This window comes from Paenibacillus sp. FSL E2-0190 (genome assembly GCF_037992965.1).
GTDB lineage: Bacteria > Bacillota > Bacilli > Paenibacillales > Paenibacillaceae > Paenibacillus_AQ > Paenibacillus_AQ odorifer.
In genome coordinates this window covers 2,072,628-2,086,308 of sequence record NZ_CP150306.1, presented here as the reverse complement: position 1 = coordinate 2,086,308, position 13,681 = coordinate 2,072,628, and the positions used below count along the sequence as shown (strand labels likewise).

Here is a 13,681-nt window from a genome sequence, read left to right as displayed (position 1 = left end):
TAGACGACCCTTATGTCCTTTATGTGTCCACAAAAAACTCCCCCTGTCATGAGCCATACAGCTCTTGCAGGAGGAGTTCATTATATCCCTGATCAACCGGAACAATACGTTATAATTTTTAATAGGTTATTCTTTATCCTCATTCAGTTCTGCTGAGGTTTCTTCGTCCTCGACACGTGGTTCCCGGTGGATATTAATTCTAGTGATACGCAATCTTGTCGATTCCTCGACTTCAAAAATAACATCTTCTACTTTGACACGTTTTCCTTTGGTTGGATTACCCTCCAGCTCCTTAAACAACCAGCCGCCGATGGAATCCACCTCATCGTCTTCAATCACAACACCCGTAAGATCGTTGACATCCTCAATCAGCATCCGGCCCTCAACAGAGATGTACTCCCCGTTATGTTCCACACTTGGACGCTCATCTTCGAACTCGTCATGTAGATCGCCTACGATTTCTTCCAGAATCTCTTCTGCTGTCAGCAAACCTGCTGTGCCGCCATATTCATCGACAACTAACGTCAGCTGAGCCTTATTCTTCTGCATAAAACGAAGAGTATGGCTGATCTCCATCGATTCCGGAACGTTAAGGATAGGCCGAACCAGAGTTGTAAGATCATTCTGCTGCTCCGGGGGTGCAAACAACAGGTCGGTAATATGAATAAAACCGATAATACGGTCCTTATCTTCCAGAGCAACCGGATAACGTGAATGTCTCGTTTCGGTAATAATCTTCATATTTTCTTCTAACGAAAGATTGCTGTAAAGCACATCCATATCTGTACGAGGCAGCATGACTTCACGTGCAAGCAGATCTGAGAATTCAAAGATATTATCCATTAGTTTCATTTCATCTTTGTCAATGACACCACTCTTGGCGCTCTGATTCATCAGAATACGTATTTCCTCTTCCGAGTGTGCTGCTTCACTTTCATTTGCAGGCTCCACACCGACCAACCGAAGCAACGCGTTGGCTGAAGCGTTCAGCACCCAGATAAAAGGCATGAACACATTATAGAAGAACATCAGGGGTGCAGATAACAACAGTGCCGAACCTTCTGTTCTTTGAATCGCGAGCGATTTAGGAGCAAGCTCCCCAAGTACAATATGTAAAAATGTAATGATCGAAAATCCAATAATCACAGATACGGTAGAAATCAGGGTATGATCGGTGATCCCCATCTGGTACATTAAAGGTTCGACCAACAGCTCAGAAATCGCGGGCTCTCCAACCCAACCTAAGCCCAGCGACGCAAGTGTTATCCCAAACTGAGTGGCGGATAAATAGGAATCCAGTCTCTTATTTACTTTCAGAGCATATCCAGCCATTTTATTACCTTCACTGACAAGTTGGGTCAGGCGGGACTGCCTGACCTTAACTAATGAAAATTCCGCTGCTACAAAAATACCGTTCAATAATACGAGCACCAGAACCAGCAAAAGATTAAGCAATAATCTCCCTACTTCAAATTCCGTATGCACCACTTAACAACGCCTCATTTCTACAGATTGATCGCTTTTCTAGTTTTGAAGTCAACTTCCGGATAATACATATCAGCCACTAACAGATTAGGTCCGCAGCAGCCTGCTGCATCGCAGTGGCAGTTCACCTTTTGGTTCAGCGGGTGTTTAGTCTGCCAATCGATAAATATATCATCCAGCTTTTGGTTCTCGATGTTGCCAAAGGCTGCGATATCAGCGAAATCTGTAACAAAAACATCGCCAGTAAACATGTTTACGTTCACTCGGTTCCGGCCATCCGGATCATTGCGAAGGGTAACATTCTTCTCGCCGCGCATTCTGCTTATCAGCTTCTGATCTTCTTCCAGGAAGCTGCAAGCAAAAAACGGAAGGGTCCCAAACAGCATCCAAATCTCCGGATCACGGGTATCCAGTAGTTTATGGATTGCCGTCCGCATTTCATTCAAGGACAACACTGGCAAAGCCGAAGCAAAACTGGAGTTGTACATAGGATGTACCTCATGCCGTTTGGCGCCCATATCGAGAATCAACTTATGAATTTCAGGCAGCTTAGTATGTGTACGGTAATTAATCATAGTTTCCGCAGAAATTAGCATACCATCCTCACTTAGCCGTCGAGAATTCTCAATCATTGCATTATATAACCGATATGCACTTTCTTTTGAAACTGCATGCCCGCTGTTGGCAAAACCAACTTCATGAAAATCGTCTCCGTTCACATAATTAAAAGAAATATGCATAACGTCCAAATACGGAAGCAGCTTTTCATATCGAGCATACGGCATCGTCAGATTAGAATTAATTTGCGATCTAATCCCCCGCTCTTTGGCATACTTTAAGAGCGGCACTATGATATTATCCACCGTTCCAGCCAAGAACATAGGCTCTCCGCCGGTAATACTAATCGTCTCCAGATGCTCTACTTCATCTAAACGGTCCAACATATTTTTAAGCGGCAGCATATCCCCTTCTCTAGAGGTTAAACTATCACCTACCGCACAGTGTTCACACCGCATATTACATAAATTGGTTACTGTGAATTCCACACTCGTTAGCACATGGCGTCCATGCTTACGTAAAGAAGTAATGGGATCCCACGGATCGTAGCTTGGCGACAGCTCCTTCGGTGAAGATGTTAATGGTCTTAAAACATTCATTTGTACTAGCTCCTTTAAATCTTATTCCTATTATTAACCCATAATCATGAAGATTGAACGGTGTCTTATCCTATATCATACCACGTTAGTCAGAAAAACTGCACTTCGGATGTCTTTCAGACTGACCTTACAAGCTTTTTCACTGTAAAAAATAATAGCAGCGAGACGAAAAATAGGCTTCCGCGAGTTATGCGGACAAGCCTAATCTTCTCTCTTCGCTGCTATGATAAATATTTTGGCGTTCCCACAGAATCGCCTTGATCTGCGACGTCAACGATAACAACGGAGAGGGCTTTTCCTAGATCCCTTTCGAACGGTACGACTTTCTCTCCTTCAGGCCCTGTAAGCACACGTACAATCGGTCTGTGAGGCGTACTTGGGTCTATTTTGACAACAACTCCACTTTCACCCGTACTGAGCTTCACCGTAAGACCAAGAGGATAGATAGCCACACGATCTCTAAATAACTCTAGCTGCTTCTGCTCATACAATGTACCAGAACCTACATAAAGCGCCTCAACGGCTTGATGTGGCAGCATAGCCTTTTTGTAGACCCGGTTGGAGGTCATGGCATCGTAGGAATCAGCCACGCCCAACCATTTGGCATATTCATGAATTTGAGGCCCTTTTAATCCCCGCGGATATCCGGATCCGTCAATGCGTTCATGATGCTGAAGCGCACAATGAGCCGCGAGCAGCGGGATATTCGGTTCTTCCTTGAGAATCTGATACCCGATCTCGGTGTGTGCCTGCATATGGCGAAATTCATCTTCACTGAGCTTACCGGGTTTTTGAATGATTTTTATCGGGACTTGGGTCTTGCCAATATCATGCAGCAGCGCACCCAGACCAATCACTCGAAGCTCCTCTTTGCTGTACCCATGCGCAATGCCAAGCACCAAAGTGTACAAGCAGACATTCAGGGAATGGACGTACAAGTAGTTATCAGCGGTGTGCATATCAAGCAGCATGATCATCGGATCTTCTTGTAAAGACAAATCATCCAGGATGCTATCCATGATCTTTGAGAATTTTTTATCCAGATGGTAGAATCCCTTACTTATTCCTGAAGCGCCTGTCATTTGCTGAAACTGATTACGAATCACCTTCAGTGCCTGATTACGTGTCTCATCTTGAAGCATACCTATAATTTCAACATCGTCCGTGACAGAGTCCTCTATGTAAATATAACCGATGTCAATTCTTGAAAGCCTTTTGATCAATGCATCAGTAAGCTCCACCCCATCCGCGAGGAGAGTTAGACCTTCATCATTATATATTTTTTTACCTAATTTCATGCCTGCTTGAAGCTGATTCACGGATACTAAACGCACTTAGCTCACTCCTGCCTTTAACGGTAAAATGCTATTCTGTTTTGAAATCCTTGGGTCACACGCTTTGTCTATACCGTTTATGTAGAGATCAGACAGGTGCACCATGAAGAACATCGGGTGTGTCTAGGTCTTTGCCTATGGGCATTAACGCATAATAAACAACCAGAATATAGCAGCAAGAATAAATCTGTAGATCGCGAAATGCGTCAATCTAATCTTTTGAATCAATTTCATAAACAAAATAACCACTACATAAGCCACTACAAAAGAAATCAGAAATCCAATTACAAAATAGCCAATCGTCTCACTAGTGAAGTTCTTATAAGAATCCAACATTTCATATCCGGAAGCCGCACACATAATAGGAATGGCTATAAGGAAGGAGAAATCCGCAGACGCTTTATAACTAACCCCACTTAACATCCCTCCGGAGATCGTAGATCCCGAACGGGAAAATCCTGGCCACAGCACTGAAATAATCTGATACATCCCGATAGCCAGCGCCTGTCCGTAAGAAAGATCGTCCAGCTCATGCGCTGTAATTCTAATTTTGCGTCTGTTTACCCATTCTGCGATAATCATTAGAATCCCGCCGGCGACAAGCGCCCAAAGAACAGTCGTGGCTCCAAAGAGACTTTTTATAAAATCGCGGGCAAAAAATGCCACAGCTAGTGCTGGGGCAATCCCAAGTATTACATGGATTAAGTTCAAACGAGACGCCGGCATCACACCGCCTCTTCCTGAGTTCTTACGCCCAATGCCCAGCAAATTAAGCACACGCTCGCGGTAAACAAGCGCAATCGCCAATATTGCCCCTAGCTGAATAACGATTTCATAAGTCTTCATAATCGAATCCTGCTCATCAAAGCCCAGAAGCTTCGAGGTCAAGATCATGTGTCCTGTAGAAGAAACAGGAATAAATTCAGTGATCCCTTCGACAATTGCTAAAATAATAGCTGTAATCGTGTCCATAATCTCCTCCTATTTTTCGGGAATCTAGCACTGTTTAAATGGAATCAAAAAGTATATCTTGTGAGCTGCAGGTTTACTCAGACTTGATCTCCCACCGAGTGAGCATGCATTCATCAAGACTGTCCGGACGCTGCAATTCCATCCCAAGCAGGTCGCGTAAAAAATGAGGCAGCAAAAATACAGGATCCTTCCCATTGGCGATCGTCTCATAGCCTGCACGGAAAGTAAACATGTCCAGCGTACCAACATTATACTCTTTATCATCCTCCAGCGGGTTTCCTTCGACAAAAACTGCAATATTGTTATCATACGGTATCTTCTGCGGATCGTACAAGATTTTTATCCCATCTACTGCTAAGCTGCCCAGATAATCCCCGCGAAAGCCATACCCAAAAATCACCTTATTATAAAATTCTTCAGTAAGACTCTGCTCCAAAGCTATGCGAATATCTAGGCCTTTCAGCTTGATTACGCAGGTGTTAATGGGAGAAGGACATAGGGCGTGCAGCATTCCCGCTGTAACCTCCCCTTCAGGCAAAGGTCCTAGAAGCTGGCCTGTGTTAACTATCGACAAACTAGTGCCTGTAAATCTACGTACAGCTTGGGCTAAAAGATTGCCGAAAGGGGATTCTCCCTGCAAATTCAAAGGAAGCTCACGATCTGTGATCGCAACGGTCTGCTGAAGAGCCTCACGACCACGCTCCAAATGAATAGTAGCGGCAGGACCTACAATCTCTTCCTTCAGTCCTGGGTCAATCGGAATACATTCACCCGCCACCAGGCTAAATCCAGGTTGTCCCTCTCTCCGCTCAAATTGAAGCCGCCCGAGGTAACGCCCGAATTTCCCGGCTCCACATACAGCTGTTCCGTTAATCATGAGCGGTTCTTCCAGCATATGATGTGTATGTCCACCTAGAATAGCATGCACACCTTCCAGCCGCTCTGCCAGAATTCGATCTGCGGGAAGCCCCAAATGAGAAAGGATGATTAGAATGTCCACCTGAGGAGCTAGAAGAAGGCATTGTTCCCGAAGGGTTGTCTCGGGATCCAGAGCATCCCAGCCCAGCAAGGAATAAAACGAAGTAAATGCCGCTGTCGCTCCAGTCACTCCTATTCTGATTCCGTCCTTCTCCAAGATGGCATGACGCTTCATCCAGTGGGGAGGTTCCCCTGTTGCAGTCTCCACAAAATTACAGCATACCACTGGACACTGTAACCCGGAGAAAATAGAGGATAACATCTCCTGTGAGAATGTTAACCCCTCATTATTACCGATGGTTACAGCATCATATCCTGTTAAATTAAGTACATCAATGTTAGCCTGACCCATAGTTCCTTCTGTCTCGACGGCTGCACGATCCATATGATCGCCAATATCCAGCAGCAGCACAGGCGCTTCTCCCGCTGCAGCTCTTTGTCTCCCGATTTCTGCTGCCAATGGACTCACCATTTCGAAATGGCTATGTATATCATTGGTATGAAGTATGGTCAGTCTTTGCGGCACATGCCCCATTAGCAACATTCCTCCTACCTGTTGAGCCGCTCTTTAATGAAGCAGCCGATGCATGATCTTATAGAGCCTAGCATAACATTTTCAGGCTCATTATGGTATATTGTAGACATTACAACATATTTCAGAGGTGAATAAGTATGCATATCACAATCCGCCTGTTCGCGGGTTTGGCTGAGATTATCGGTTCATCTTCTCTGACCTTTCATGCGACGGAGAATCCCTTAACCGCTGGGAAGTTAAAAGAACTCCTTTCAACCTCTTATCCGGATGCAGCATCCCTAATTGGAACTTCTTTGGTCGCTATTGACCGGGAATATGCACCTGATGAAGCCCTCATCACCGAGTCTGCCGAAGTTGCATTAATCCCTCCCGTTTCCGGGGGAGAGAATGGTTCTTTATATGAGAGCACTCCTGACGGCCTCTATAGCATAACGGATCTGCCATTAAATGCTGAGAAGCTTCTGGATGCCGTCCTCGATGCCAATCATGGAGCATCCCTATTATTTGTAGGAACTACACGCGAAATGACCGGAGAAACACGCACAACAGCATTAGACTATGAAGCCTATATTCCTATGGCCTTAAATAAGCTGAAAGAAATTGGTGATGAGGTACAGAATCGCTGGAATGCACGCTGCGCGATTTCCCACCGCATTGGGCTTGTTGGTCTTAAGGAAGCAAGCGTTATCATTGCTGTCTCCACCCCTCATCGCGATACCTGTTACGAGGCTAGTCGTCTGGCCATTGAACTGCTGAAACAGACCGTCCCTATCTGGAAAAAAGACATCAATGAATCAGGCCAGCACTGGGTAGGCTCTGAACAAAAGGCTGCCGATTCCCTCCACAATTAATCTTCACTCCTTTTTCATTGAAAAATCTGCACTTTGTTGATATTCTGGATAAAATCGGATAAAAGGTGGCATAGGCATTGAGAGTACACGTCTCGGATCTAAAACCTGGTAATCACCTCAACTCAGACGCTTATAGTTCAAGAGGTCTGCATGTATTACCAAAGGGATCGCTGCTCCAGATAGATGATATCGCCAAGCTGATGCAGCATGGAGTTGATTATGTTGATATCCAGACGTTAGTGGAAGAACCTGCCCCATTAAGCAGACCTTCAATTATTCAGACGGTGACCACTAGTTTTGATACCATGATTGACGGCTTTGAGAATCTTTATATGGAAGCACTATTAAAAGGAAGCTTTAACCAATCCGTGGTTAACGACATTCTTCAGCCTTCGCTTCAATCGTTGGACAAGCAAAAGGATGTAGTCTCCCTGCTGCTTCTGCTCGATCGCGAAGATAATTATACCTACAACCACTCTTTGCAGGTAGGTATGCTCTCTTATTATATTGCAATCTGGCTTGGGTATTCCAAACAAGAATGCTATGAGATTGGACGAGCTGGATATTTAATTGATATTGGAAAATGTAGAATCTCACCTGCTCTATTAAATAAGCCTGGAAAATTAACCGCGGAAGAATTCGAAGAAGTTAAACTACATACTAAGTACGGCTACGAAATTATCCGCAATTCGATGGATGACTCACATACAGCTTTGGCAGCCCTACAGCATCATGAACGTGAGGACGGCTCTGGCTATCCTAATAAGCTAACCAAATCCGAGATTCATCCTTATGCGCAAATTGCTGCTGTAGCTGACATCTATAGTGCGATGACTTCTAAACGCGTCTATCAGTCCAAGCAAGAGCTTATTTCTGTCCTACGTGAACTAAATGACCTCAGCTTTGGTAAGCTGAACGGCAGAACGGTTCAAGCCTTTATACAACATTTAATGCCCAACTTTATCGGCAAGCGTGTGTTACTGAACACGGGGGATACAGGTGTGATTATCATGAACAATCCAGTTGATATTTTCCGTCCGCTGGTAAAGATCGATGGATTATTTGTCGATCTAGCCCGCGAACGTAACGTTACGATTGTGGAAATCTACATGGACTAGGGCGTTACTTGAGGTCCTGCGTTGCTTAGCAGAAGGTTCAGAGCTGCTGTTTGTACACTAAATCCCCCGGTTTAACTACGGGGGATTTTTTAGTTGTACTTTGTGCAACAGAACCCATGTCTACCAGGATGAATTCTGATTTAGTTGTACTTTGTGCAACAGAATCCATGTCTAGCGAGCCGATTTCTGATTTTGTTATATTTTGTGCAACAGAATCCACGTCTACCAGGCTGACTTCTGATTTAGTTGTACTTTGTGCAACTAAATCCACGTCTAGCAAGCCAAATTCTGATTTAGTTGTACTTTGTGCAACTAGAATTAAGGAAAATGCTCTTTATAAGCACATTTCTCGAAAATAGCTGCACAAAGTGCAATTAACAGTATTTTTATAACGAGAATGATGGTTTCTATTGTACAAACTGCAACTAAAGATTGGTTTCCAGATTACTCCTAAACATTCCTCGATTTTCACCTCTCTCACCTCTCTCACCTCTATTGTTTCCTTCTGACTTCGAAGATAGTTCCTCCTACCCTCAACATAGTAATGCCCCTCAATTTAATTATCTGACGTAACGTTTGAATTCCTCTTCTAATGGCGAGACTAATATGTGGTTTTAAATTGCTATAGGAGGAAAAAAGCATGCTTCCTGTCCATGAACGCCTTGCCGAGTTGTTCACCCTGAGCCGTAGACGGCAGCTTACTGCTGCTGAGGAAACGGAGCAACAGCAGTGCCTGCAAATTAACGCTACCTACTGCTATGAGATGGCCCGATTACAAAATGAAATCCTATTAGCGGAACAGACAGCTGATCTACAATGGCATCAAGATATTTGTGCACAAATGTTTGAGCTGCATGTGACGGGCAGGGTATCCAAACGCCCAAAGTAACTGAATAGAAATATTACCCTGCTATATTATTTTCTGCCGTTCTGCTGTTCTTCCATTCTGCTGTTCTGCTGTTCTTCCGTTCTGACATTCTGCCGTTCTACCGTTCTACCGTTCTTCCAATCTTCCATTCTTCCGTTCTTCCGTGCTTCCGTGCTTCCGTGCTTCCGTTCTGCTGTTCTTCCATTCTTCCGTTCTGCCATTCTGCCGTCCTGCTGTTCTGCCGTTCTGCTGTTCTTCCATTCTTCCGTTCTGCCATTCTGCCATTCTGCTGTTCTGCCATTCTGCTGTTCTGCCGTTCTGCCGTTCTGCCGTTCTGCCGTTCTGCCGTTCTGCCGTTCTGCCGTTCTTCCGTTCTTCCGTTCTTCGGTTGCCTTGTCCCGTAATACCTCTGCCATATTTTACTCTACTCTGATCCACCAAGCCCCGGCCACCTTAATCACTATATCCCTATAAAAAACAGCCCACCCCGCATTTGCCTAAGCAACTGGAATGAGCTGTTGTTCTGTTGTGTTCTGTTGTGTTCTGTTCTGTCGGTCTATAGGAAGCGGAATTGCGCTTCGATCAGACCGTTGTATACCCCATCACGGGATGTCAACTCATGATGGTTTCCTTCTTCTTTAATCTCTCCATGATCCAGGACGACTATTTTATCCGCATGACGGATGGTAGAGAGTCTGTGCGCTACGATAAAGGAGGTTCGGCCTTGAAGCAGGATTTTGAGTGCCTCCTGGATCTTCAGCTCCGTCTCCGTATCAATGCTGGCAGTTGCCTCATCCAGGATTAGTATCCGCGGATTTGCCAAAAGCGCCCGGGCGAAGGAGAGCAGCTGACGTTGTCCCATCGACAATGCGCTACCGCGCTCTTCCACCTCAGTCTCATACCCTCCGGGCAGTTTCATAATAAAGTCATGGGCATCCACGGCTTTTGCGGCATTTTCCACTTCTTCATCTGTAGCCTCCAGACGGCCAAAACGGATATTATCCCGAATCGTTCCCGAGAAAATAAAGGTATCTTGCAGTACGATTCCGATCTGCCTTCGCAGGCTGTCTAACGTAACCCCGCGGATATCTTCACCGTCTATCGTGATTCGGCCGCTCTTAATATCATAGAACCGGCCAATCAGGTTAATGATCGTACTTTTACCAGAACCTGTATGACCTACGAGCGCGATCGACTGTCCTGCTTGAACATCCAGATCAATACCTTTTAGTGCAGCCCGGCCTTTTTCATATTCAAAAATGACCTTTTCAAAGTTAATATCCCCACGAATCGTTCCCATTGGCTTAGCACCAGGATTATCTTGCACCGCCGGTTGCTCATCCAAATATTCAAAGATCCGTTCCGAGGAAGCCATTGCCACAAGCAGCTGATTGTACATCTGCCCAAGGCGATTAATCGGGTCCCAGAAATTGCTGACATAAGAACTGAATGCTACCAGCATACCTACTGTGAGTTCTCCAGATTGGATCAGATAAGCCCCCAGCCAAAAGAGGATCATTGTTCCAAAACCACCTGTGACCTCAATAATCGGACCGAACGCCTGGTTCATCGCAGAGGCTTTGTTCCAGGATTTTTTGCTGTCGGTATTCATAACATCGAAATAATTCATGTTTTCTTGTTCTTGGGTGTAGGCTTGTGTGACTCTGATTCCCTGAATCGATTCATTTAAATGAGAATTAATTCTGGAGTTCTTCATCCGCACATCCTGCCAAGCGATCCGAATCTTTTGGCGCAGCTTAGTTGAAACAAAGAACATAATCGGAACCGTAACCATTACTGCAAGACCTAGCTTCCAGTTAATCACTAGCAGAATAATGGTAATCCCCATAAGCTGCACGCAGTCAATCATCAGATTGACAACCCCGTTTGTGAACAGATCCTGCAGAGAGTTGATATCATTGGTTACCCGTACTAATACCGAGCCTGCCGGACGTTTATCAAAGAAGTTAAAGGAGAGCTTCTGAATATGCTTGAACAAATCTGAGCGCAAATCATAAATCACTCTTTGGCCTATGATGTTCGTGTATTTAATCCGGTACACTCCCGCAATCCATTGAATCAGATATAAGACGATTACCCCTGCTGTAAGCGAATAAAGCAGTGATAAGCTGGGATTCCCTACCTTTGGCGCAATTGCACGGTCAATGGCTAAACTTGTTAGGAACGGGACGGTCAACTTCGTGATGGTTCCCAGAATCATCATGATGGACACCAATGGAAGCATCTGCTTTGCATAAGGCTTCATGTACCCGAACAGTCTGGTGAATTGCTTCCAGTCAAAAGCCTTATCGATGACATCATCATCTTTGTATACAAAACGTTCATCCAGCTCTTGCTGCTCGGCTGCTTTATTTTTTGCTCCCGTAGCGGTCATTGGTTTGGCTTCAAGTTTCATATGCCTCACTCCTCCCCTCTTCCGGTCGCTCTGGCCAGATAATCAGCATACTGTATCCGGTATACATCCTGATAAGGACCCGGCACTTCAATTAGCTCTTTATGGGTACCACGCTGCTGCACATGACCTTCGTTCATGACGATAATCTGATCCGCATGGCGCAAGGAGGAGATCCGATGGGCAATAATAAGTGTAGTGCGCCCCTTCATGACCTCTTGGAATCCGGCTTGAATCTCGTGCTCCGTCTCCATATCGACTGCACTGGTCGCATCATCGAGGATAAGAATCCGCGGATTCTTAAGCAGCGCTCTAGCGATGGCAATCCGTTGCTTTTGTCCACCGGAAAGACCCATTCCGCGCTCACCCACCACAGTGTCATAACCGTCTTCCATCTCCATGATGAAATCATGGGCTTTGGCAAGTTGTGCAGCTCGGATAATTTCTTCCATGCTTACATTCTTCAACCCATAGGAGATGTTGTTGCGAATTGAGGAGGAGAACAGGAAGGTCTCCTGAAAGACCGTCGCGATCTGTGAACGCAAGCTGCGAACATTGTATTCTCTGATGTCCATCCCATCCAGTGTGATGCTGCCTTCATTAACGTCATAAGCACGCATCATCAGCTGTGTAATGGTCGATTTACCAGAGCCCGTACCTCCAAGGAACCCTATAACCGCACCAGATTTGGCCTCAAAATCAATGTCTGTAACCGCAGGCATTTTGTTCCCATAAGCAAATGTGACGTGATTAAACGCTACATCTCCCTTAACCTCAGAAGGTACCAGTTCACGGGCGTTCTCTTTATCCTTCACATCAATATTCTGATTAAGTACTTCCAATACACGTTCTCCCGATGCTTTGGACTGTGTATAGTTATTAATATGGAATCCAAGACCCCAAATCGGTCCAATGATGTACCAAATTAAGCTGAAAAAAGCAACCAGTTCGCCTAGTGACATTTTCCCCTTAATAACTAACGTTCCACCTACTCCAAGCAGAATAGCTGCACTGATCGATGCTAAAAACTCCATCGCCGGAAAAAACTTACTCCAGAGCTCAGCGGCAAAAATCTGGTTATTCTTATAACGTTCGTTGCGGTGTGAGAATTTCTCTACTTCATGAGCCTCTCTCGCAAATGATTTGACGGTGCGCACACCCGTGATATTCTCCTGTACAGCCGTTGTCAGAGAACTGAGTGCAAGACGCATCTCTTGAAAGGCCGGGTGAATCTTAGACTCGAATTTTAGCGCAATAAACGCCAGGATTGGCATCGTAATCAAAGTTACTAGAGTAAGCTGCCAATTGAGTGAGAACATCATAATCGAACCAAAAATGACCATAAAAAAGACATTCAGCAACTGAGCAAAACCGAAACCGATAAAGTTACGAATCGCTTCCAAATCTCCGGTTAGCCGGGACATCAAATCTCCCGTTTTCGCGGTATCATAATAACGGAAAGATAGGAATTGCAGCTTCTCATAACAAGCATTACGCAGCCGGTATGCAAGAAAGTTACCTAGCCGTCCTCCAAAAAATCCATGTGCAAACTGCAGGCATGCTTTTACTATTACTACAGCTAACACGCTCAATGCGAGCACTGGCACCTCTGTAAACTTAAGTGGCACAATAACATCATCGATCAGCTTTCTTAACAAATTGGGGGTAATCAGCCCCACTGCAGTTGCAGCGGCCAAACATATAATCGAAAGAATCAGAAAATGCAGCTTCTCCCGATAATAACCGCGCAGTTGCCTGAGAACATCCATATCTCTCCTCCTTAAGGCTTACTTAGTAAGCAATTTTTTGTATAAAACAAATGTTACATCGTAAGCTAGCTTTTTTTAGCGCTTACAATTTAGTGACTTTAAGCAGTGTATCATCCATAATTTAATGCGGCAAAGGGGAGAATTGCGCGTTTTTGCGGTTATTTCGGAAAAAAGCAGCATCTACATGATATAAAGGACCCT

At 44.9% G+C, this 13,681-nt stretch carries 11 protein-coding genes; 3 read left to right on the top strand and 8 right to left on the bottom strand.

The window, feature by feature from the left end; translation table 11 throughout:
- Positions 1-126: 126 nt before the first annotated feature.
- The 5 genes from NST25_RS08810 to NST25_RS08790 form a co-directional block, all read right to left on the bottom strand.
- Positions 127-1,485 carry a hemolysin family protein gene (locus NST25_RS08810; RefSeq protein ID WP_076125129.1) on the bottom strand — a complete coding sequence of 453 codons (1,359 nt, stop codon included), beginning with the start codon at positions 1,483-1,485 and terminating at the stop codon, positions 127-129.
- A 20-nt stretch (positions 1,486-1,505) separates the two neighbouring features.
- Positions 1,506-2,642: a radical SAM/CxCxxxxC motif protein YfkAB gene (yfkAB, locus tag NST25_RS08805; protein WP_076124796.1), complete on the bottom strand. Its 1,137-nt coding sequence runs from the start codon at positions 2,640-2,642 to the stop codon at positions 1,506-1,508.
- Between the two features lie 221 nt (positions 2,643-2,863).
- Positions 2,864-3,976, bottom strand: a complete 1,113-nt coding sequence (locus tag NST25_RS08800) for an HD-GYP domain-containing protein (protein WP_076187093.1) — start codon at positions 3,974-3,976, stop codon at positions 2,864-2,866.
- 144 nt (positions 3,977-4,120) lie between these two features.
- Complete coding sequence (locus tag NST25_RS08795) at positions 4,121-4,948, bottom strand: undecaprenyl-diphosphate phosphatase (protein WP_076124791.1); 828 nt, start codon at positions 4,946-4,948, stop codon at positions 4,121-4,123.
- A 73-nt stretch (positions 4,949-5,021) separates the two neighbouring features.
- Complete coding sequence (locus tag NST25_RS08790) at positions 5,022-6,461, bottom strand: bifunctional UDP-sugar hydrolase/5'-nucleotidase (protein ID WP_340393809.1); 1,440 nt, start codon at positions 6,459-6,461, stop codon at positions 5,022-5,024.
- Positions 6,462-6,598: 137 nt separating this feature from the next.
- Here NST25_RS08790 and NST25_RS08785 point away from each other — a divergent pair, with 137 nt between their 5' ends.
- The 3 genes from NST25_RS08785 to NST25_RS08775 all read left to right on the top strand — a co-directional run bounded on the left by NST25_RS08785 (position 6,599) and on the right by NST25_RS08775 (position 9,319).
- Positions 6,599-7,312, top strand: a complete 714-nt coding sequence (locus NST25_RS08785) for a molybdenum cofactor biosynthesis protein MoaE (RefSeq protein ID WP_340393807.1) — start codon at positions 6,599-6,601, stop codon at positions 7,310-7,312.
- 77 nt (positions 7,313-7,389) lie between these two features.
- Positions 7,390-8,430: an HD-GYP domain-containing protein gene (locus NST25_RS08780; RefSeq protein WP_076219643.1), complete on the top strand. Its 1,041-nt coding sequence runs from the start codon at positions 7,390-7,392 to the stop codon at positions 8,428-8,430.
- A gap of 640 nt (positions 8,431-9,070) precedes the next feature.
- The gene (locus NST25_RS08775; protein WP_076309107.1) at positions 9,071-9,319 is read left to right on the top strand and encodes a hypothetical protein; all 249 of its coding nucleotides are present in this window, start codon (positions 9,071-9,073) and stop codon (positions 9,317-9,319) included.
- A gap of 26 nt (positions 9,320-9,345) precedes the next feature.
- Here the strand turns inward: NST25_RS08775 and NST25_RS08770 are convergent, their stop codons facing one another.
- The 3 genes from NST25_RS08770 to NST25_RS08760 all read right to left on the bottom strand — a co-directional run bounded on the left by NST25_RS08770 (position 9,346) and on the right by NST25_RS08760 (position 13,480).
- Complete coding sequence (locus tag NST25_RS08770) at positions 9,346-9,714, bottom strand: hypothetical protein (RefSeq protein ID WP_340393805.1); 369 nt, start codon at positions 9,712-9,714, stop codon at positions 9,346-9,348.
- 140 nt (positions 9,715-9,854) lie between these two features.
- Positions 9,855-11,693, bottom strand: a complete 1,839-nt coding sequence (locus NST25_RS08765; RefSeq protein ID WP_172628886.1) for an ABC transporter ATP-binding protein — start codon at positions 11,691-11,693, stop codon at positions 9,855-9,857.
- A gap of 26 nt (positions 11,694-11,719) precedes the next feature.
- A complete protein-coding gene (locus NST25_RS08760) occupies positions 11,720-13,480 on the bottom strand; it encodes an ABC transporter ATP-binding protein (RefSeq protein WP_036684103.1) in 1,761 nt (586 codons plus the stop codon).
- Positions 13,481-13,681 lie beyond the last annotated feature (201 nt).